The sequence below is a fragment of the Nocardia sputi genome (assembly GCF_023501985.1).
This window is the reverse complement of record NZ_JAMFLC010000002.1, coordinates 246,717-265,512: the sequence shown is the minus strand read 5'-3', so window position 1 is coordinate 265,512 and position 18,796 is coordinate 246,717. Positions and strand designations below refer to the sequence as shown.

At 67.7% G+C, this 18,796-nt stretch carries 23 protein-coding genes and 1 pseudogene; 12 read left to right on the top strand and 12 right to left on the bottom strand.

Annotated features, from left to right (window positions below):
* Window positions 1–36 precede the first annotated feature (36 nt).
* The 8 genes and pseudogenes from M8859_RS37195 to M8859_RS03775 all read left to right on the top strand — a co-directional run bounded on the left by M8859_RS37195 (window position 37) and on the right by M8859_RS03775 (window position 6,101).
* Complete coding sequence (locus tag M8859_RS37195) at window positions 37–1,890, top strand: type IV secretory system conjugative DNA transfer family protein (RefSeq protein WP_249643842.1); 1,854 nt, start codon at window positions 37–39, stop codon at window positions 1,888–1,890.
* Window positions 1,887–2,732, top strand: coding sequence for a DUF4913 domain-containing protein (locus M8859_RS37190; RefSeq protein WP_249643841.1), 846 nt, complete (start codon window positions 1,887–1,889; stop codon window positions 2,730–2,732). The genes M8859_RS37195 and M8859_RS37190 overlap by 4 nt, the downstream gene beginning before the upstream one ends.
* 15 nt (window positions 2,733–2,747) lie before the next feature.
* Entirely contained in the window at window positions 2,748–3,677 is a 930-nt protein-coding gene (locus M8859_RS03795) for a hypothetical protein (RefSeq protein ID WP_249643840.1), read from the top strand.
* 420 nt (window positions 3,678–4,097) lie between these two features.
* Complete coding sequence (locus M8859_RS03790; protein ID WP_249643839.1) at window positions 4,098–4,673, top strand: NUDIX domain-containing protein; 576 nt, start codon at window positions 4,098–4,100, stop codon at window positions 4,671–4,673.
* Window positions 4,670–5,170: an AAA family ATPase gene (locus M8859_RS03785; protein WP_249643838.1), complete on the top strand. Its 501-nt coding sequence runs from the start codon at window positions 4,670–4,672 to the stop codon at window positions 5,168–5,170. Before M8859_RS03790 ends, M8859_RS03785 begins: the two co-directional genes overlap by 4 nt.
* A gap of 69 nt (window positions 5,171–5,239) precedes the next feature.
* Window positions 5,240–5,485 (top strand): hypothetical protein, encoded by a 246-nt coding sequence (locus M8859_RS03780; RefSeq protein ID WP_249643837.1) that lies wholly within the window; start codon window positions 5,240–5,242, stop codon window positions 5,483–5,485.
* Window positions 5,486–5,614: pseudogene (locus M8859_RS37495) on the top strand (GNAT family N-acetyltransferase); the annotation flags it as partial. It abuts the gene before it with no gap.
* 76 nt (window positions 5,615–5,690) lie between these two features.
* Window positions 5,691–6,101, top strand: coding sequence for a GNAT family N-acetyltransferase (locus M8859_RS03775; RefSeq protein ID WP_249643836.1), 411 nt, complete (start codon window positions 5,691–5,693; stop codon window positions 6,099–6,101).
* Window positions 6,102–6,169: 68 nt separating this feature from the next.
* On the opposite strand, the gene M8859_RS03770 is transcribed toward M8859_RS03775, so the two are convergent.
* Window positions 6,170–6,529, bottom strand: coding sequence for an Rv2640c family ArsR-like transcriptional regulator (locus tag M8859_RS03770; RefSeq protein WP_249643835.1), 360 nt, complete (start codon window positions 6,527–6,529; stop codon window positions 6,170–6,172).
* 96 nt (window positions 6,530–6,625) lie between these two features.
* Here M8859_RS03770 and M8859_RS03765 point away from each other — a divergent pair, with 96 nt between their 5' ends.
* Genes M8859_RS03765 through M8859_RS03755 form a run of 3 tightly spaced genes read left to right on the top strand, consistent with a single transcriptional unit; the run spans window position 6,626 to window position 9,456 of the window.
* Window positions 6,626–7,132, top strand: a complete 507-nt coding sequence (locus tag M8859_RS03765) for an ArsI/CadI family heavy metal resistance metalloenzyme (protein WP_249643915.1) — start codon at window positions 6,626–6,628, stop codon at window positions 7,130–7,132.
* Between the two features lie 15 nt (window positions 7,133–7,147).
* Window positions 7,148–8,377, top strand: coding sequence for an MFS transporter (locus M8859_RS03760; protein ID WP_372492841.1), 1,230 nt, complete (start codon window positions 7,148–7,150; stop codon window positions 8,375–8,377).
* Window positions 8,374–9,456: a flavin-containing monooxygenase gene (locus tag M8859_RS03755; protein WP_249643834.1), complete on the top strand. Its 1,083-nt coding sequence runs from the start codon at window positions 8,374–8,376 to the stop codon at window positions 9,454–9,456. The genes M8859_RS03760 and M8859_RS03755 overlap by 4 nt, the downstream gene beginning before the upstream one ends.
* Before the next feature lie 97 nt (window positions 9,457–9,553).
* Here the strand turns inward: M8859_RS03755 and M8859_RS03750 are convergent, their stop codons facing one another.
* Window positions 9,554–9,916: an ArsR/SmtB family transcription factor gene (locus M8859_RS03750; RefSeq protein ID WP_249643833.1), complete on the bottom strand. Its 363-nt coding sequence runs from the start codon at window positions 9,914–9,916 to the stop codon at window positions 9,554–9,556.
* Between the two features lie 93 nt (window positions 9,917–10,009).
* On the opposite strand from M8859_RS03750, the gene M8859_RS03745 reads away from it, so the two are divergent.
* Window positions 10,010–11,983 carry a heavy metal translocating P-type ATPase gene (locus M8859_RS03745; RefSeq protein WP_308221155.1) on the top strand — a complete coding sequence of 658 codons (1,974 nt, stop codon included), beginning with the start codon at window positions 10,010–10,012 and terminating at the stop codon, window positions 11,981–11,983.
* Between the two features lie 25 nt (window positions 11,984–12,008).
* Here M8859_RS03745 and M8859_RS03740 read toward each other — a convergent pair whose 3' ends face one another.
* The 10 genes from M8859_RS03740 to M8859_RS03695 all read right to left on the bottom strand — a co-directional run bounded on the left by M8859_RS03740 (window position 12,009) and on the right by M8859_RS03695 (window position 18,766).
* Window positions 12,009–12,761, bottom strand: a complete 753-nt coding sequence (locus tag M8859_RS03740; protein WP_249643832.1) for a hypothetical protein — start codon at window positions 12,759–12,761, stop codon at window positions 12,009–12,011.
* Window positions 12,762–12,796: 35 nt separating this feature from the next.
* Window positions 12,797–13,207, bottom strand: coding sequence for an arsenate reductase ArsC (locus tag M8859_RS03735; protein WP_249643831.1), 411 nt, complete (start codon window positions 13,205–13,207; stop codon window positions 12,797–12,799).
* Between the two features lie 13 nt (window positions 13,208–13,220).
* Complete coding sequence (locus M8859_RS03730; protein WP_249643830.1) at window positions 13,221–13,889, bottom strand: arsenate reductase ArsC; 669 nt, start codon at window positions 13,887–13,889, stop codon at window positions 13,221–13,223.
* A gap of 30 nt (window positions 13,890–13,919) precedes the next feature.
* The gene (locus M8859_RS03725; RefSeq protein WP_249643829.1) at window positions 13,920–14,342 is read right to left on the bottom strand and encodes an arsenate-mycothiol transferase ArsC; all 423 of its coding nucleotides are present in this window, start codon (window positions 14,340–14,342) and stop codon (window positions 13,920–13,922) included.
* Window positions 14,339–15,439 (bottom strand): ACR3 family arsenite efflux transporter, encoded by a 1,101-nt coding sequence (gene arsB / locus M8859_RS03720; RefSeq protein WP_249643828.1) that lies wholly within the window; start codon window positions 15,437–15,439, stop codon window positions 14,339–14,341. Before arsB ends, M8859_RS03725 begins: the two co-directional genes overlap by 4 nt.
* Window positions 15,436–15,813, bottom strand: coding sequence for an ArsR/SmtB family transcription factor (locus tag M8859_RS03715; protein ID WP_249643912.1), 378 nt, complete (start codon window positions 15,811–15,813; stop codon window positions 15,436–15,438). The genes arsB and M8859_RS03715 overlap by 4 nt, the downstream gene beginning before the upstream one ends.
* 128 nt (window positions 15,814–15,941) lie before the next feature.
* Window positions 15,942–16,982: an alkylmercury lyase family protein gene (locus M8859_RS03710; protein ID WP_249643827.1), complete on the bottom strand. Its 1,041-nt coding sequence runs from the start codon at window positions 16,980–16,982 to the stop codon at window positions 15,942–15,944.
* The gene (locus M8859_RS03705; RefSeq protein WP_249643826.1) at window positions 16,979–17,380 is read right to left on the bottom strand and encodes a MerR family transcriptional regulator; all 402 of its coding nucleotides are present in this window, start codon (window positions 17,378–17,380) and stop codon (window positions 16,979–16,981) included. Before M8859_RS03705 ends, M8859_RS03710 begins: the two co-directional genes overlap by 4 nt.
* A gap of 72 nt (window positions 17,381–17,452) precedes the next feature.
* Window positions 17,453–17,800 carry a DUF3703 domain-containing protein gene (locus tag M8859_RS03700; RefSeq protein WP_308221154.1) on the bottom strand — a complete coding sequence of 116 codons (348 nt, stop codon included), beginning with the start codon at window positions 17,798–17,800 and terminating at the stop codon, window positions 17,453–17,455.
* Window positions 17,801–17,845: 45 nt separating this feature from the next.
* Window positions 17,846–18,766 (bottom strand): sterol desaturase family protein, encoded by a 921-nt coding sequence (locus tag M8859_RS03695; RefSeq protein WP_249643825.1) that lies wholly within the window; start codon window positions 18,764–18,766, stop codon window positions 17,846–17,848.
* Window positions 18,767–18,796: the final 30 nt, after the last annotated feature.

The following is an 18,796-nucleotide window of genomic DNA, read 5'->3' as shown; positions in this document are numbered from 1 at the left end:
CCGTTCGCCGGCGCCTCACCGACTGGAGGTTCATCCGTGTTCGCGACAAGAGAAACCCGCCGCCGCACCACCCGCGGCATGGGAGAAGAAACCACCCTGCTCGCCCTGGCCTTGGCCGGGCTGCTCGCCGGTCTGGCCGCCTGGGCAGCACTGAGCATCGGCAACGCGGTTGCCGGGCGTCCGGTCACCGCCAACCCCGTCACCGCGCTGGCCGAAGTCGTGTTCGGGCAACGGTCGTGGCCGTGGCAAGCCACCGTCCCCGCCGCGCTCTTCACCGCCCTCGTCGTCATGGCCGTGATCGTGGCGCGACGGATCTGGGCAGGCGGTAGCGAAATCGACGCCGCGGCCCGCACCATGCAGCGTCCCAGTGAGATCCGCATGGCCCGTATCCAGGACAACCTGGACGCGAACCAACGACTGCTGCGCGACGCCGACGAGCACACCCGCGCACTGCCCGGGCCCCCGTTGGGGCGGACGGTTATCAGCGGCATCGGATTGCATGTGCCCGCTGAACTAGGCGTTACCATCGCCGCGGGCACCCGCACCGGTAAAACCATGGCGTGGGCGATCCCCGCGGTGCTGGCCGCATGGGGCCCGTGTCTGGCAACCAGCAACAAGCCCGACCTGTACCGGCACACCGTCCACGGGCGCCGACATCGCGGCCAGATCTGGGTCAGCGACCTGCAAGCGGTCACCGGGCAAGTCGTCTGCGGGTTCTGGGTCAACCTGCTGGCCGAGGTGACCAGTCTGCCCGCTGCCCGCAAACTGGCCGGATTCTTCGTCTCGGCCTCCACCGGCACCGCCGCCCAAGCTGCGAACGCGCGGGTCGACTCCTACTTCGACGGCGGCGCCCAAGAACTCCTCGCCTTGTATATGTTCGCCGCCGCCATCGCTGGCGGGGATCTGTTGCATGTCGCCGAATGGCTCGGCCACGACCAGGACGAGACCCCCATCGTCATCCTGCGCCACCACGGCCATCACCGCCCCGCCGACCGCATCACCGAATGCCAAGGCCTCTACGCCCGCCAGCGTGACGGTCTCTACGACATGGCCCGCCGGTTCCTCAACGTCTTGTCGGACATGGGATACGCGCAGATGGTCACGCCACCACGCCGCCACGACATCAAAGCCACCGAACACGCTGATCCACAGACCGGGGAGACGGTGACCGCGGTCGAACGCATCGAGCTCGCCCCCACCCACCTGCTGCCGGAATTCTCACCGCGACAGTTCGTCAGCTCCACCGACACCCTGTATGCGCTGTCGATGGCCGGTCACGACAGCGCCACCCCGCTTACCTCCGCGCTCGTCGGTCAAATCCTGGAAGCCGCCCTCGACACCGCCCGTGCCCGCACCGACGGACGCCTCGCGGTACCGCTGCTGGCCGTACTGGACGAGGCCGCCAACTGCGCCCGCATCGGTGAACTCCCCTCCTATTACACCTACGCCGGCGGCTGCGGCATTATCCTCATCACCATCCTCCAGGTTCTGGAACAGGGTGAAGACCTGTGGGGCGTGAACGGTTTGGCGACGATGCGCGCCCAGTCCATCGAGGTCTACGGCGGCGGGATCGCCGCGGTCGACTACCTACAGCACTGGTCGCAGATGGCCGGCCCGCACGATGTTGCCGACCGCTCCCGAAGCCACGGCTACCAAGGCGTGCAGCGCAGCCTGTCCTGGCGCTCCGAACCCATCCTCGACATCTCCCTGCTCGCTGCACTCCCCAAAGACCGCGCCTTGGTACGGCTTCCCGGCCACGGCCCCGTCCTGGTCCGCAAGATCTGGTGGCAGGACACCGAATACGCCCCTGACATCCGGACCTCTCTGGCCTTGTTCGAGAAAGCCGCCGAGGCCGCGGTGCTGCCCGAAGGTGGGAGTGACTCCCGGTGAGCGCATCGAGCACGGGCACCGGAAAACGGCCGGTGCCGCCGGTGTTCGGGCATTTCACCGACTTCGCCCACCGGTGGCTGTTTCCCACCATCAGTGTGCGGCTGGCCGAAGCCAACCGCGAGGGCACCTACACCTGGTGCCGGCAATGGTGGGCACATCGCCCCGTCGCCGTCCGCATCGCGCACCTGCACGCCGCGTTCGAAGCCACCCGCCGCTCCGGCGCTGGTAACGGCGTCAGCACCCTGCTGACCGCCCACATCGACCCGCACATGAACTACATCCTCGACGCCGCCAACGGGCCCCTGCACCGCTGCACCCGCGCCCGCCACCTCGACACCCTGACACTGGCCTTCGACCCCGTCCCCGACCGATGGTTCCACCGATCCGCCCTCCCCCCAACGACGGGCGACGAGAGCGGGGAGCAGGAGAGGAAGAAGCCACCTCGCTACCCGCACCACAGTGACTTCGTCGAGGACTGGCTGCTACCGGTCACCGCCCTGCGGATCGCCGCCGACCACCGCGAAGGCCACTACACCTGGTGCCGGCAATGGTGGCGCCACCAGGCGGTCGTGGTCCGCTTCGCCGCCCTGCACAAAGCCTTCGAAGCCGCCCTCACCGCCCCGGACGGAACCACCATGAGCACCCTGTTCGTCCGCCACATCGACCCCCACATGAAATACATCCTCGACGCCGCCACCGGCCCCCTGCACCGCTGCACACCCACCCGCCACAACGACCCCGGCACCCTGTCCGCCGCACCGATCCCGCCGGCCTGGTTCGCCACCGACACCACCATCGACCGGCTCGGCTTCGGCCCCGACTTCCGCGCCCTACGGCCATGACCCGGAGTGCTCGCGATGCCCCCGATCCTGCCCACCCCCGCACAGGCGAAAGTCCTGCGCTGGTTACAGAACCAGACCGTGACCGCGCGACAGATGCGGATGCGAGAAACCGAACGCGAACGATTCGGTGAACCACCCGCACCGCGGATGTATCAGAAGATGCACCGCAACGCCGTCCTACGCCACGAACTCCAAAACGCCGCCCTCGCCGGCGGTGTCCCCCAAACCTGGCTCGATCACGTCCGCGAACGCGCCGGGAAAGGCCGCCGATGGAGTCCGGACCTGTACCTGCGCATGCCCGAACCACCCGTCGACCGCGACCACCTACTGGCCGCCCTCACCACCGACGCGCTCCGGCTCCGCCAGCACATCGCCACCGCGGTCGGCTACGGCCACATCGGCGCCGTCCGCGAAGCCGGCACCGCCACCGCATTCGACCGCAACCTGCGCGCCCTGTGGACCCGCACCGCCGCCGTCACCGCACTGCTCACCAGCGACACCACAGAAATCCGCCGCGTCTGGGGCCGCACACCCGACTGGAAAACCGCCGTCGCCTCCACCCTCGCCTCCACCGGCCCCGAGATCCTCGCCCAACGCTGGCGCAGCCTCGCCCGCGAAGACACCAGCAGCTACAAACAGCAAGCCGAAGTCCTAGCCGCCGCCGGCATCACTACCGACAACCAGCCGATCCCGGCCCCCGCGACCCTGATACCCCAACTCCGCACCCTCCACCACTGTGAACAACTCCTGTCCCAGAACCAGGGCCAGTACCCCGGGCGTGCGATGGACGCCGCAATCGACGCCATGGACTCGCCCGGCGTGGACGAGCCCCACCAGGCCTCGGCCACCGACCGGCCCCACGAACCCGGCGCCTGGCTCACCAACACCGAACCTGCCCCCCGCCCTGCGGGCTCACCCACCCTCGATGCCGGACACGAACCGTGATCGCCAGCCGGACCCGTCACACGGACCCGCGCGCCCCGCAGCGTGTTACGCACCGCACCATCACCTGGGCCGACCCCACCCAGGCAGGCGCGGCACATGCTGAATCGCAACGTGAATACTAATCCTGACGCGGACGGCCCCGCACTAACCGGCGACCGTGCGCGCTCGTCGGTGTCTCGAGAAACCGGCAACACTGTCGGCATGGCGGCGGCACCGCGCAAGGGTTCCACACCGATGGCGCGCGCGGATGCGATCGGAGGGAGCGACGATCGCCCGGCACGTGACGGCTCTGCCGGGCGATCGGGCCACCTGCCCCGGCCGTGCATCGGCTGGCTGGCCCGAGGTTGTGAACGGAGGCTGGAAGCTTCGAAAAGGGAGGTTCTTCTCAGATGTCGCAAGGTGTCGTTATGCTCGCGGGACATGGAGCCCGCCACCGCAGCCATCGCTGATCTTGTTGCCGCGATCACGTCGATCGACGAGGTCGAACAGCAACACATCGAGCAGGCACTGGCCTGGCTCGCCCAAACCGATGACATCTTCCGGCGGGTTCCACCGGCGACTCCACCGCAGCACTTGGTCGCGTACGTGGTCTTGGTCGACCCCGCCGAGCGCGGCATCTACCTCGGTAGACACCGCAAATCCGGTCTCGAACTCCCGATGGGTGGGCACCTGGCACTCGGCGAAGACCCGTGCACTGCGGCGCGGCGGGAAGCGCGCGAGGAACTCGGGTTCGACCCGAGATTCGATGTCGTCGGGGATCAGCCCCTGTTCCTGACCGTGACTCCCACCGTCGGCCCCACCGCTGGCCATGTTGATATCTCTCTGTGGCATGTCGCTCGGGGTGACCGGGCCCGGAACTACGACCTCGATCCCGCCGAGTTCGACGGGGGCCGCTGGTGGGACCTCGACCCCCACGGCCTGCCGGGCACCGATCCCCACCTCCCACGCTTCATCCGCAAGCTCGACAGCGCCATCCAACCCGCTGCCGCTCGATGACCACGCTGGTCGTCATCCGCGGTAATTCAGCGTCGGGCAAATCGACCGTCGCCGCCGGCCTCCAACGTCGCTTCGAGCACGGCCACTGCGCGGTCGTCGGTCAGGATGTAGTGCGGCGGCAGATAGTCCGTGAGCGCGACGCGCCAGGCGGGTGGAATATCGAGCTGATCGAACACATCGCGACCCTGTGCCTGGCCCGTGGGATGGTGACGATCGTGGAAGGCATCCTCGACGCCGATCGATACGGGTCGATGCTGCACCGCCTCGCCGACGCCGCCGGCTGTGCACTGCACTATGGCTTCGACCTCGCCTTCGACGAAACGCTCGCTCGCCATGCGGGCCGGCCGCAGGCCGCAACGATTCCTCCTGACCAGATGGCCGAGTGGTATCACGGCTGGCAACCCCTGTCCCACGTTGAGGAGGTCCGCATCGACTCCAGCTGGAGCCGCGATTCCATCATCGAGCGGATCCACACCGACATCCTCGCCACCGACTGACGGTCACACACCGGGGTTGCAGGCAATATTGAATTGCCGCTGGTGCAGTGAGTCCTGATCATTCTGTACATGATCGTGCGCCGCCTTACTGCCGACGACTGGCCGACAGCCCGGACAGCGCGGCTCGACGCACTCGCCGGTAGCCCTGCAGACACCTTCTCCAGCACCTACGAGCAGGCACTGGCGTGGAGCGACGACCAGTGGAAGTGCTGGACCCGGACTCGGGTGATGTTCGTCGCCGAGGAGCACGACACTGTGCTCGGACCCGCCGCCGTGCGCGGCGGTGAGGCTGGTGCGGAAGTCGTCTCGGTATGAATTTCTCCGGCTGCCCGCGGAACCGGGATCTCGGACCGGTTGCTGAGCGCCGCGTTCGACTGGGCGCGCGTCGACGGGCACCCGAACCTGCGGTTGTCAGTCCTCGACGACAACGAACCCGCACGAAACCTATACCGGCGCAATCAGCTCGTCGAAACTGGGCACCCGGTCGATCGACACCGCGCGCGGGAAAGTGCTGATAGAGATGACAGTGCCGCTTCGGTCGGTCACCGGCCCCCGCCCGGCGCTGCGGCTGCGACCTCTGTACAAGGGAGACGAACAGGCGTTCCGCACGCTCCGCCGCGCGTTTCATCGCGGCGGATTCACCTTCGCGAAGGACTACCAGGAAGACATGCCCTGGCAGGACTATTTAGACTGGCTCGAGGCCGCCCGCACGGTCGGCACCGGCGACGGTCGGGTGCCGTTCTCGTTCTTCATCGCCGAGGACGCCGCCGGTGCGCTGGTCGGCAGCAGTGATATTCGCCATGTCCTGACCGATGAGCTGGCGGGCTGGGGTGGGCATATCGGGTATGCCGTGGCTTCTCTGGGGGTCGCGGGGTGGTTCCGTACCTTGGAGGTATCTTTCCGCAGCTCAGCAGCTTTGGCTGGACTGTAGCAGTTCGCCACAGGTGTTGTGGACAGGCCAGTCTCGGCTTGCTACTGCAATAGCGGTGTTGGTGCTGGCTATCGGCAGCAATTGGGGTCGAGGACGACGCAGAGTGCGGAGAGTGCGTCGCGGTGGACGCGGTGGATGACGTTCATGCCTTGGCGTTCGGAGTTCACGAGCCCGGCTTTGCGAAGTTGGCCGAGATGGTGGCTGACCGTCGATTCGGATAGCCCGACCGCGTCGGCGAGTTCGCCGCCGTTGCGTCCGTCCTCGGGGCTGGTCAGCAGTAGTGACATCAGTTTCACCCGGACCGGGTCTGCCAGTGCTTTGAGCCGGAGTGCGACGTGCAGGGCGGCTTCGTCGTCGACCGGGCCGGCGGCCACCGGTGGGCAGCACAGGGGTGTTGTCATGTCGATGACGGGCAGTGCTTTGGGCATGAAATCCATCCTACCTACGATGTTGACTTATGTCGAAAAGGTGGCACACTGGGCGCTGTCAACTCTTCGATATATGTCACACAGGTGGTGGTCATGATGTCACGTGTTCAGCTCGCACTCAACGTCGACGATCTGGAGCAGGCCGTCGAGTTCTACTCGACCCTGTTCGGAGTCGAGCCGGCCAAGCGCAAGCCCGGCTACGCGAACTTCGCCGTCGAGCAGCCGCCGCTGAAGCTGGTGCTCATCGAGAACCCGGGCCAGGGCGGCAGCGTGAACCATCTCGGTGTCGAGGTGGAGTCCTCGGAAAAAGTGCACGCCGAGATCGCGCGCTTGTCGGACGCCGGTCTGTTCACCGAGGAGCAGATCGCGACCACGTGTTGCTTCGCCACCCAGGACAAAGTCTGGGTAACCGGACCGAATCAGGAGCGGTGGGAGGTCTACACCGTGCTGGCCGATACCGAGCACTTCGGCACCGAACCCCGCTTCGCAGGCAAGGACGACGGCGAGGCGGTGCAGGCGTGCTGCGGCACCGACGTTTCCACCTCGGAGGCCGAGATCGAGTCGGACGTGGCGTGTTGCGCCCCGGCCGCTGCCGCTCAGTAGAGGCCCGGTTTCGGCGTGACGGATGTGGAGACCGCGCCCGCGGCAACGGTAGGTGAGTTGTCGCGGGCGGGGCGCCGCCGGGTGCTGGCGGTGTTGTGCCTGACCCAGATATCGAGCTGGGGAATCCTGTATTACGCGTTCCCGGTGTTGTCGGTATCGATCACCACCGATACCGGCTGGTCCGCGCCGGTGATCACCGCCGCGTTCTCGCTCGGCCAGCTCGCGACCGCGCTCACCGGGATCCCGGTCGGCGCGTTCATCGACCGGACCGGACCGCGGCGGGTGATGGCCGCCGGATCGGTTCTCGGTGTATCAGCGCTGGTCGCGATCGCGGCGGCACCGAACCTGGCCGTGTTCTATCTCGGCTGGCTCGCGGCGGGGGTGGCGATGGGTGCGGTGTTGTATCCGCCGGCGTTCGCGGCGCTGACCCGCTGGTGGGGGCCGCAGAGCGTGACTGCGCTGATGATCCTCACCCTGGCCGGCGGGCTGGCGTCCACGGTGTTCGCGCCGCTCACCGCCGCCCTGGACGCGCACACCGATTGGCGCGCCACCTATCTCGTTCTCGCCGTGGTCCTCGCGGTGCTGACGATCCCGGCACACTGGTTCGGGTTGCGGGTGGTATGGCCGCAACCACCGGCGCCGACCGAGGCCGCGCATGCCGACCACTCGCAGATCGCGCGCAGTCCGCGCTTCGCCGCGCTGGTCGTCACCATGTGCCTGGCCGCGTTCGCAAGCTTCGCCGGCATCTTCAACCTCGTCGCCCTGCTCCAGGAGCAGGGCTTCAGCCCCGGCTTGGCCGCGACCGCGCTCGGGCTCGGCGGCGCCGGACAGGTGCTGGGACGGATCGGGTATCTACCACTGGCCCGCTACACCGGTGTCACCACCCGCACTGTGTTGGTGCTGGTCGCGCTCGCCGCCTCGACCGCGCTGCTCGGAGTGGTGTCGGCGGTGATCGTGCTGGTCGCGGTCGCGATCGGCGCCGGGCTGGTGCGCGGGATCTTCACGCTGATCCAGGCCACCGCGATCACCGACCGCTGGGGCGCCACCCATTACGGCCGCCTCAACGGCCTGCTGTCCGCGCCGGTAGTGATCGTGTCCGCGCTCGCCCCGTGGGCGGGCACCGTGCTCTCGGCATGGACCGGCAGCTACGCCCACGCCTACCTGATCCTCGGCGCCGTCGCCGCCGTCGCGGCGATGATCGCGCCACTCACCGGAATCCCTATTTCGAAGAAAGAAATGTTGTGACAAGCGAATACGCCTACGACGCGGTCATCGTCGGCGGCGGCCAATCCGGCCTCGCCGCAGCCCACCACCTCACCGCCGCGGGCCTGACCACCGCGATCCTGGAAGCCTCGCCGGAGGCGGCCGGGTCGTGGCCGCGGTATTACGACAGCCTGACCCTGTTCTCCCCGGCCCGCTACAGCGCCCTGCCCGGGCGCCGGTTCCCCGGTGGCCCGGACCGGTATCCCCACCGCGACGAGGTGATCGACTACCTGCGCTCCTACGCCGCAGCCCTGGATGTCGATATCCGCACCAGCACACCCGTCGAGGCCGTCGCCTCCACCGATGGTGAGGGATTCGCGGTCACCACCGCGTCCGGTGCGGTGTTCACCGCGCCTCGGGTGATCGCGGCAACGGGATCGTTCGGCTCCCCACACGTGCCCACCGTGCCCGGCCGAGACGAGTTCGGTGGCCGGATACTGCACGCCAGCGAGTACCGCCGCCCAGCCGAGTTCACCGACCAGCGGGTGATCGTGGTGGGGGCCGGGAACTCCGCGGTCCAGATCGCCGCCGAACTCGCCGAACATGCCGAGGTCGTGCTGGCCAGTAGGGCGCCGGTGAAGTTCGTGCCGCAACGTCCGCTGGGCCGGGATGTGCATTTCTGGTTCACCGTCACCGGATTCGACGCAGCTCCGCTGGGCCGGATCGTGAAGGACGCGCCGACGCAGCCGGTGCTCGACGCAGGCCGCTACCGTGCCGCCCTCGCCGCCGGGAAGCCGGAACAGCGGGAGGTGTTCACCACTTTCACCTCCGAAGGGGTGGTGTGGCCGGACGGCACCCGCACCCCGGTGGACGCGGTCATTTTTGCCACCGGCTACCGCCCGCACCTGCCCTACCTCGCCGGAACCGGCGCGCTCACCGACACCGGGATCCCGCAGCAATGCCGGGGACTGTCGCTCACGCATCCGGGGCTGGGGTTCCTCGGGGTGGAGTGGCAGCGCACTCCGTCGTCGAACTCGCTGCGCGGCGTCGGCCGGGACGCGGCGTATCTGGTGCGGCGACTGTCTCCTGCGCCCGGAAGACGAGGTGAGTACGTGCGCTGAGGGTGGATGCGCCCGCCGGTACGCTGCGCCGGGCGGGCGTGTTCTGGATCGAGTGCCGCGCGTAGTCGTTGCGGCGCAGAGAGATATCGGGCGAGGTTTACCCTGCGGTTTCAGGGCGATCCGCAATGCCCAGGCGCAGGTGTTCGCTGTGGTAGATCGCTTCGTCGAGGAGTTGGGCGACGTGGTTGTCGTAGAGGCTGTAGATGACGCTTCGCCCGGCGCGGGTGCCGGTGACCAGGCCGAGATTGCGTAGCAGTCGTAGTTGGTGTGAGACCAGGGATTGCTCCATGCCGACGGCTTCGGCGAGCTCGGTGACCGGGCGCGGCCCCTGCCGCAACTCGGTGAGGATCAACAACCGGCTCGGGGTGGCCAGCGCCTGCAAGGTGGTGGCCACATGGGCGGCGGCGTCGGGCTGCAACCGTGCGACCGGCCGGTCGCGGCCTTCGACACCGTGTCCCATGTCGTGGAGTGTATCCCACAGGCGTTCATGAAGACGTCTTCATATGTTCTGTTATTGTCGGGTGGTTCCTTCCCCGATCTCCGGAGGCTCCCTGTGACTTCCTCCATCGCCGCGCCCAGCCGCCCCGCCATCGGCCCCGGCCCGGTGGCGGCACGCCGGACCCGGCTGTTCGACCTTCCGGAAATACGGTGGGCAGCAGCATCATTGGTGCTGTTCCTGCTGGGATTGACGGCACAGTTGGCGAATACACCGTCATGGTTGTGGTGGGCGTTGTATCTGGCGTGCTATGCCACCGGCGGCTGGGAGCCGGGGCTGGCGGGTCTGCGGGCGTTGCGGGACAAGACCTTGGATGTCGATCTGCTGATGGTCGTCGCCGCGATCGGCGCCGCGGCGATCGGCCAGGTACTCGACGGTGGCCTGCTGATCGTCATCTTCGCCACCTCCGGCGCGCTGGAAGCCTTGGCCACCGCCCGCACCGAGGACTCCGTGCGTGGGCTGCTGGACCTGGCGCCGGATACCGCGACCCTGCTCACTCCCGAGGGAGGTGAGCAGACCGTCGCCGCCGCCGACCTGGCGGTCGGTGCTGTGATCCTGGTCCGGCCCGGTGACCGGATCGCCGCCGACGGCTGTGTCGTGGGCGGGGCGAGCGAGGTCGACCAGGCCACCATCACCGGCGAACCTCTGCCGGTGGACAAACTCGCCGGTGACGAGGTGTTCGCCGGAACCCTCAACGGGACCGGCGCACTACGGGTACGGGTGGAGCGCCGCGCGCAGGACTCCGTCGTCGCCCGCATCGCGGGCCTGGTCGAGGAAGCCGGCCGCACCAAAGCCCGGACTCAATTGTTCATCGAGAAAATCGAGCAGCGCTACTCGGTGGGTATGGTCGCGGCCACGATCGCGGTGTTCGTGATCCCGCTGCTGTGGGGTGCGGAGTTACGGGATTCGCTGCTGCGGGCGATGACGTTCATGATCGTCGCCTCCCCCTGCGCGGTGGTGTTGGCGACGATGCCGCCGCTGCTGGCCGCGATCGCCAACGCCGGACGCCACGGTGTCCTGGTGAAGTCGGCGGTGGTGATGGAAAAACTCGGCAGCACGACCCGTGTCGCATTCGACAAGACCGGCACCCTAACCCGCGGCGCCCCCGAACTCACCGAGGTCCGCACCATAGACACACACTTCACCGTAGAGGACATCGTGCGGCTGGCCGCGGCCGCCGAGTATCCCAGCGAACACCCCCTGGCCACCGCGATCGTGCGCGCCGCGCGCTCCCGCGCCCTGTCGCTGCCGGTCGCCGACGAATTCACCGCCCAACCCGGTCGCGGTGTGTCCGCGCTGGTAGAGGGCCATTTTGTGCGTGTGGGGTCTCCGGCGGCGTTGCTGACTTCGCGGCGCACCTCCGCAGAACAAGCCGCGGCGACAGCCGCCGAGGAGATCCACGCGGGCGGGCGAACCGCGGTCGTCATGCTCTGCGAACACACACCGATCGCGGTCTTGGGCCTCACCGATCAGATACGTCCCGAAGCCGCCCCCACCATCACCGCGCTCACCGAAATAACCGGCACCACACCGGTGTTGCTCACCGGCGACAACCCTGCCACCGCCACCCGGCTCGCCGCACAGGCCGGGATCACCGAGGTGCGTGCGGGCCTGCTGCCCGGCGACAAGGTGTCAGCGGTCCGGGACCTCGAAGCTGACGGGTCCCGGATCGCCATGGTCGGCGACGGTATCAACGACGCGCCCGCACTGGCCACGGCGCACGTGGGAATCGCGATGGGCGGCGCCGGGTCAGACCTCGCCTTACAGACCGCCGACGCTGTGGTCGTGCGCGATGACCTCACCACGATCCCGGCGGTGATCGCACTCTCGCGCCGGGCCCGCCGGATCGTGATCGCCAACCTGATCGTCGCCGCATCCTTTATGACCGTCCTGGTGCTCTGGGATCTGCTCGGGCATCTCCCGCTGCCTCTCGGTGTGGCCGGACACGAAGGTTCTACCGTCATAGTCGGACTCAACGGGCTACGCCTGCTGCGCTCAGCAGCGTGGCAGCGCGCCGACGCAATGCGATAACCCCGCCCCGAAACTCTCGTCCCGATCATTGCCCCGGCCGAGAACTCGTAGCGGCCCGCCCGGGTGGAGAAGTGAGGGCGTCGAGGCGCTGGCCGGTTTCGGGCCATAGTGCGATGGCGACCCGGTAGCCGACGAGGCAGCCACCCAGCTGACAGACCACGATTACCAACGCCGGCGCCGGACCGAGTCCGAGTACGACCGCGCCCGCGACTACAGCCGGGTTGCCGAGGAAACCCGCCCCCGACACCAAGAACACCGCGGCAGCCAGTGCGCTGGCACCGGCTGCGGACATTCTCAGCGTAGGCGTGCGGGTGGTGCCGAAGAAGCAGATGACCGCCGCAGCGGCGGCGGTCATCTCGCTCACGGCGTTCGCACCGTTCGGGGCGGGAACCGCCGGTGGGGTGATCCCGACCACCAGGCACCCCGCGACCACCACACCGGCCTCGGCAGCCGCTGCCCCTACCTGGGCGAGGAGATGACCGCCGAGCTGGGGGCCGGTGAGACTGTGGCGGCGTTCCAGTAGGGCATCGGCCACCGTCAGCAGCGGATTCCACTGCGGCGCCCGGCTCCGGAACAAACCGGTGCCAAGGGCCAGGACCGCGATTGCCACGACCGCAGTGAGCCCAGCGCGGCCCGGGGCATGGCCTGGACCGGCCAGCTGCGCCACCCACCAGCCCGTCACCGGCGCAGCCATCACCACCCCGGTGCCGAGCAACTCCGCGCGATATCGCGTTGCCGCCCGAGCACCGAGACTTGGTGCGAACCTGGCGGCGGCCATCGCTTCTACCTCGACCGTGGTCGGCTGGATGTGGTTCAGGCGTGGGCGGGCAGCAGCTCGGCGATGAGTGCCTCGACCCGGGCGCGGATTTCGTCGCGGATCGGGCGCACCGCTTCAACACCTTTACCGGCCGGATCCTCCAGATCCCAGTCGCGGTAACTGATGCCCGGGAACACCGGACAGGCATCGCCACAGCCCATGGTGATCACCACATCCGAGGACTGCACCGCATCCGGTGTCAGGATTTTCGGGGCCTGGGAGGTGATATCGATCCCGACCTCGCGCATAGCTTCCACTGCGGCGGGATTCAGGTGTTCGGCGGGCGCGCTGCCTGCCGACCGGACTTCTATCGCCCCGCTCGCGAGGTGGGTGAGGAATCCGGCAGCCATCTGGGAGCGTCCGGCATTGTGGACGCAGACGAACAACACACTCGGCTTATCGGTCACAGCAAGGGGCCTTTCAGGCGGTGGGGACGTCGAGTTCGGCGAGCAGCGCACGCACGCGGGTTTCGATCTCGGCGCGGATCGGGCGGATCGCGGCGACGTCGAGGCCGGCGGGGTCGGGCAGGTCCCAGTCCTCGTACCGGCGGCCGGGATAGACAGGGCAGGCGTCGCCGCAGCCCATGGTGATGATGACGTCGGCGGCTTTCAGGATTTCTTCGGTCCACGGCTTCGGGTACTCGCCGGTGATGTCGATCCCGATCTCGGCCATCGCCGCGACCGCGGCCGGATTGATTTCGTCGCCGGGTTCGCTGCCCCCGGACCAAGCGATGGCGTGGTCGCCGGCGAGGTGGGTGAACAGGCCGAGCGCCATCTGGGAGCGGCCGGCGTTGTGGGTGCACAGAAACAACACGGTCGGGGTGCCGGTATGGGTCAGCCCTTCCACCTTCGCCAGAGCCTGAAGGCGCTGGCGGGCGAACCGTTCAGCCAGCAGGGGTAGGAAGTTGACGATGGTGGCGCGGCCGGCGAACTGCTCGTAGGAGGAATGCAGGAACCGTTCGATCGTTTCCACACCGAAGGTACCGTCGAACTCCCGCTGCAGCCGGGTCGCAGCGGTTTTCAACGCCACATGCTGGTCGATACTCAAATCCGCACGCAACGCGGTAGCGGGGAGGGGCGATTCGGTCATATCCGTTGTCCGATACTCGAGAAGGATGAATCAGGATTGGACGGGTGAGCTGAGTTCGGCGGCCAGGGCCTGGACGCGGGCGGCGATATCATCGCGGACCAGCCGCATCCGCTGGATCCCCTCGATCCCACGCTGCGAGGGCTCGTCGGTCTCCCACCGCAGCATCCGCACCCTGGGCGCGACGTCGAGTTGGGCTTCGCGGCCCAGGATGACCACGAGTCCGGCGGCAGCGAGAAGCTCGGCGTCGACCGGTTTCGGGACTTCGCCGCTGATGTCGACCCCGACTTCGGCGAGTGCGGCTACCGATAATGCGTTGAGCTTCGTGCCCGGGTCGGTGCCCGCCGAGAGCGCGACGACCTGGCCGCCGACAGCCTGATGCATCAGCCCGGCCGCCACCTGCGATTTTCCGCTGTTGCGGACACAGACGAACAACACAGTCGGGGCCGTGGTCATCGCGACTCCACTTCGGTTACCGCTGCGGAGGTACGGAACCGGTTCCGCAGCGCCAGCGACACGTACACGAGCGCGACCAGGACGGGGACCTCGATCAACGGACCCACCACACCGGCCAGGGCTTGCCCGGAGGTGGCGCCGTAGGTGGCGATCGCGACCGCGATGGCGAGTTCGAAGTTGTTGCCCGCCGCGGTGAACGCCAGTGTGGTCGTTCGCTTGTATCCGAGGCCCATGACAGCGCCGAGGAGGTAGCCGCCGCCCCACATGATGGCGAAATAGGCCAGTAGCGGTACCGCGATGCGGACCACGTCGAGGGGTTGGGAGGTGATGCGGTCGCCTTGCAGGGCGAACAGCAGCACGATGGTGAACAGCAGCCCGTAGAGCGCCCACGGCCCGATCTGCGGAATCAGCCTGGTCTCGTACCAGTCGCGGCCCTTCGCGCGTTCGCCGAATCGGCGGGTGAGGTATCCGGCCAGCAGCGGGATGCCGAGGAAGATCAGTACCGATTTCGCGATCTGCCAGGGTGAGGCTTCGATCGTGGTCTGTTCCAGGCCGAGCCATCCGGGTAGCACCGAGAGGTAGAACCAGCCCAGCACGGCGAACATGATGACCTGGAAGATCGAGTTCAACGCCACGAGCACGGCGGCGGCTTCGCGGTCTCCGCAGGCGAGGTCGTTCCAGATGATCACCATGGCGATACAGCGGGCCAGGCCGACGATGATCAGTCCGGTGCGGTACTCCGGGAGGTCGGACAGCAGCAGCCATGCCAGCGCGAACATCAACGCCGGACCGAGCAGCCAGTTCAGCACCAGCGACCCGATGAGGAGGCGGCGGTCGCCGGTGACGGTGTCGAGGCGGTCGTAGCGGACCTTGGCCAGCACCGGGTACATCATGATCAGCAGGCCGATCGCGATCGGCAGCGAGATTCCGTCGATCTCCACTGCGGCGAGGGCGTCGCCGAGGCCGGGGATGAGTCGGCCCAGCAACAAGCCGGCGGCCATGGCCACGCCGATCCACACCGGCAGGAACCGATCCAACGTCGAGAGTTTGCCGACCACGCCCTGCTCGGCGGCCGTGGTGGTGTCGGTGGTACTCATGCGGTGACCTCGGCGGCCTCGCCGCTTTCCAGCAGCAGCGCATCGGAGACCCGTGCCAACGCCTGCGGGACAACCCGGTAGTACACCCAGGATGCGCGGCGTTCGCTGGTCAGCAGCCCTGCTTCGCGCAGCACTTTCAGGTGGTGGGAGATGGTCGGCTGGGTGAGGTCGATGCCCTCGGACAGGTCACACACGCAGGCTTCCATCCCGGATCGCGACGCGATCGAGCTCAACAGCCGCAGACGTATCGGGTCCGACAGTGCCTTGAACACCGCCGCCAGCTCGACTGCGGCCTCCGCTGTCAGAGGTTCCCGCACCCGTGGGGCGGGGTGGCAGGATTCGACCGGTATCACCGGCAACTGCGGTTTAGACATACATCGATATTGACGAATATCTATCCCGAAGGCAAGTGAAGTCTGGGTGAACGTCATGCGTGGTCAACCGTCTATCGCTTCGCCGCGCGGCGATATCGCACTGTGCCGGTCTCCGGCCACTGCTGCCGTCAGATCGGTGTGTCGGGTGTGTGCGGCAACCTCGGACTGCTCGAGGGCTCGAGGAGGTGGCCGAAGATCGCGGTGCCGAGGTGGTGGGCGTCAGGAAGTTCGACGATATCGCCGTCGACGCCGGGGTGATCGTCCGCCCACTTCTGGGCGGTGCGGCGTTCGGTGAAGAAGTTGAGGTGACTGCAGCAGGTTTCGGCAGACGGGCCCAGGCCGGCTTGTGCGCCGACGAACACGACCGTGGTGGCCGGCTGCGCGGTGGCGAGTTGGTTGTCGGCGGTGATGGTGATCGGGTCGGAGGTTACCGGGTCGGTGGTGGTGATTATGACCTGCGTGCCGAGCATCGCGCCGATACCGAGTGCGTCTACGGCGCACATCGCGGAGACGGTGGGGCCGCCGGCGATTCTGACCCGATGAGGGGTGGGAGCGGCGGAGAACGGATACGCCGCCACGATGAGCCCGTCGGTGTCGGTACGGATGACATCGGCGTCGTGGAGGTGGCGCAGAACCTGCTCGATCGGCACGGCGTGCACAGCGCGGGTCTCGGCCAATTGGGCGGCGGTCGGTGCGCGGCCGCTGGTTGCGAAGAACCGCAGGATGTCCTGATGCACCGCCTTTTCCGTAGGGTCTGCCGGTTGTGCGGCCGCACGCCAGATGCTCAGCGCGGCGGCGGAGTCCGCGGCGGACGGGGAGCAGCACCCGGTTTGTGCATCGTCCGTGGGTTGCCCACCGTCGGCCGAGTTCGACCTCAAAGCGGCGCGGAGCGCCGTGACCGAGGGTGCTCCGTCGAGTCCGCCGTCCTCTTGGGGGTAGAGGCGGCAGGACAAGCTGGGGGCATAGCCCGGTGTGGCGAAAGGGTCGCGGTCGTCGATCAGCAGGGTGGGTGAGCCTGTCATGCCGGCCGAAGCGGCCTGCTCGGGGTCGTCGATGATGTGGTGGGTGATCTCCGGCGTGATCGGTTGACCGGCGGTGGCCTCGTGAAGGCGTTGTTCGAGCACCGCCACATTGGGGCAGTCTGGGACCTGGAGGATATCGAGCCTCACGAGTGTGGTCCTTCGTGTAGTGCGGTCAGTACGGGACAGGATCGGTGAGCGCGGGGCAACTCGCACGTTGCGATGAGTTCGGTCAGTGCGCGCTGCATGTTGTGCAGGTCTGTGATCCGTCGTCGCATCTCGGCGACCCTTGATTCGGCGAGTGCGCGGACAGTGTCGCAGTCGTCGGGACCGCCGTCGGCCAGCCGTAACAGTTCGACGATCTCATCGAGCGTGAAGCCCAGCTCCTGGGCCCGTTTGACGAACCTGACCACGTCCACGGCGTTCTCGGGGTAGCGGCGGTAACCCGCAGGTGACCGCTCCGGTTGCGCCAGGAGTCCACGCCGTTCGTAGTAGCGCAGGGTCTGAACATTGACACCGGCCCGAGAGGCCAGCTCACCAGTTCGCATGCTCCTTATTCTCGACCCTGTACCTACATACAGAGTCAAGGTTCGTCCTGGATGCAACCGTTTTCCGGCTATTTATGCGCCCGCTCGCAGCAGGTCGGCCAGCTCCGGCGGGATCGGCATGGTCTCGCGCAATCCGACCCGGGCACGGCCGGTGTTGCCTTCGGGGGCGAGGCCGGCCAGGGATCCGGGTGCGGCGACGATGATCCGGACGACCTGGCCGAGGGCTTCGCGGCGGTCGCGCTGGCGCACGGCGAGGGCGAGCATGGCGAGGTGGTTGCGGGTGTGCAGCCACGGGTCGGGCTGGGACAGGATATGTGCGCGTTCCAGATGGACCCAGCGCTGTTCGGTGTCGGGTGTGGTCTTCGCCGCGTGCATTTCCTCGTGGTAGCGGGCGCGGGCTGCGGGCGGGATGGTCGGCACGGCAGGTTCCTTTCGAATGGTTGAAGTGTCCGGTGAGATCGGTGGTCAGACTGATTTGACCTGTGCGGCGGTATCCGACGTGCTGATCGTGTCGGGGGTGAAGTCGCAGGCGCCGTGGCGGGTGAAGGGTTCGGCGAGCTGGGCCAGATAGGCCACGGGATAGTTGGGTTTGGCCGCCATGCCGAGATCAGCGCTGGAGAAGCGGCGGTGCGGGTCGTAGCTGTAGGTGCGTAGCAGGTGGTCCCAGATCAGGGTGAACAGCCCGAAGTTGACGTCGCCGATGCCGGCCCATTTCAGGTGGTGGAAGCGGTGGCCCTCGTTGAGCGCCAGCACGTACTTGAACGGTCCGACGCGGTAGTCGGCGTTGGAGTGCTGCAACAGCAGTTGCACCGCCACGGCCAGCGACAGGGCCGCGGCGACCGGGACCGGTATTCCGGCGAGTAGCAGTGGGGTGACGCCGGCGGTCATTTCGATGGTTTGGTGCAGGGGGTGTTTCATCAGGCCGTTGAGCCCGTAGAAGCGGGTGACGCTGTGGTGCACGGCGTGGAACCGCCACAGGACCCCGATTTTGTGGCTGGCGTAGTGGGCCAGGGTGATCCCGAGGTCGGCGACCAGGACCGCAACCAGTACCTGCATGACGAACGGCCAACCGCTCGGCCAGATCCCGTCCCCGGGGACCAGGGCGGCCAGTGCGGGGATGGCGGCGACGCTGGCAAGGATGAGGGTTTCGTTGACGAAGGTGTGGGCGGTGTCGCGGCCGGCGTCGCCGTGGGAGGTGTTCCAGGAGTCCTGGTAGGGCAGGAGGCGTTCGGCGGTGAACGACACTGCGACCGCGATGGCGAGCAGTGCGATCAGCCAGGCTTTGTTGGCGCCGGTGGCGGCCAGGGCGATCCCAATGCCGTTGATGCCGAGCAGCATGAACGGCGCATAGCCGTAGCGGATGAGTGGACGGGCGAGCGTGGACATGGGTTCAGCCTCGCGCCCGGGCCGGGGTGT

Bases quoted from the DNA above. Each gene is read 5' to 3' on its own strand.
- arsB (WP_249643828.1), bottom strand. From the start codon at position 15,439: ATGAGTACCACCGACACCACCACGGCCGCCGAGCAGGGCGTGGTCGGC.
- M8859_RS03790 (WP_249643839.1), top strand. From the start codon at position 4,098: ATGGAGCCCGCCACCGCAGCCATCGCTGATCTTGTTGCCGCGATCACG.
- M8859_RS03715 (WP_249643912.1), bottom strand. From the start codon at position 15,813: ATGTCTAAACCGCAGTTGCCGGTGATACCGGTCGAATCCTGCCACCCC.
- M8859_RS03740 (WP_249643832.1), bottom strand. From the start codon at position 12,761: ATGGCCGCCGCCAGGTTCGCACCAAGTCTCGGTGCTCGGGCGGCAACG.
- M8859_RS03730 (WP_249643830.1), bottom strand. From the start codon at position 13,889: ATGACCGAATCGCCCCTCCCCGCTACCGCGTTGCGTGCGGATTTGAGT.
- M8859_RS03795 (WP_249643840.1), top strand. From the start codon at position 2,748: ATGCCCCCGATCCTGCCCACCCCCGCACAGGCGAAAGTCCTGCGCTGG.
- M8859_RS03765 (WP_249643915.1), top strand. From the start codon at position 6,626: ATGTCACGTGTTCAGCTCGCACTCAACGTCGACGATCTGGAGCAGGCC.
- M8859_RS03785 (WP_249643838.1), top strand. From the start codon at position 4,670: ATGACCACGCTGGTCGTCATCCGCGGTAATTCAGCGTCGGGCAAATCG.
- M8859_RS03695 (WP_249643825.1), bottom strand. From the start codon at position 18,766: ATGTCCACGCTCGCCCGTCCACTCATCCGCTACGGCTATGCGCCGTTC.
- M8859_RS03770 (WP_249643835.1), bottom strand. From the start codon at position 6,529: ATGCCCAAAGCACTGCCCGTCATCGACATGACAACACCCCTGTGCTGC.
- M8859_RS03780 (WP_249643837.1), top strand. From the start codon at position 5,240: ATGATCGTGCGCCGCCTTACTGCCGACGACTGGCCGACAGCCCGGACA.
- M8859_RS03705 (WP_249643826.1), bottom strand. From the start codon at position 17,380: ATGCGAACTGGTGAGCTGGCCTCTCGGGCCGGTGTCAATGTTCAGACC.
- M8859_RS03725 (WP_249643829.1), bottom strand. From the start codon at position 14,342: ATGACCACGGCCCCGACTGTGTTGTTCGTCTGTGTCCGCAACAGCGGA.
- M8859_RS03750 (WP_249643833.1), bottom strand. From the start codon at position 9,916: ATGGGACACGGTGTCGAAGGCCGCGACCGGCCGGTCGCACGGTTGCAG.
- M8859_RS03775 (WP_249643836.1), top strand. From the start codon at position 5,691: ATGACAGTGCCGCTTCGGTCGGTCACCGGCCCCCGCCCGGCGCTGCGG.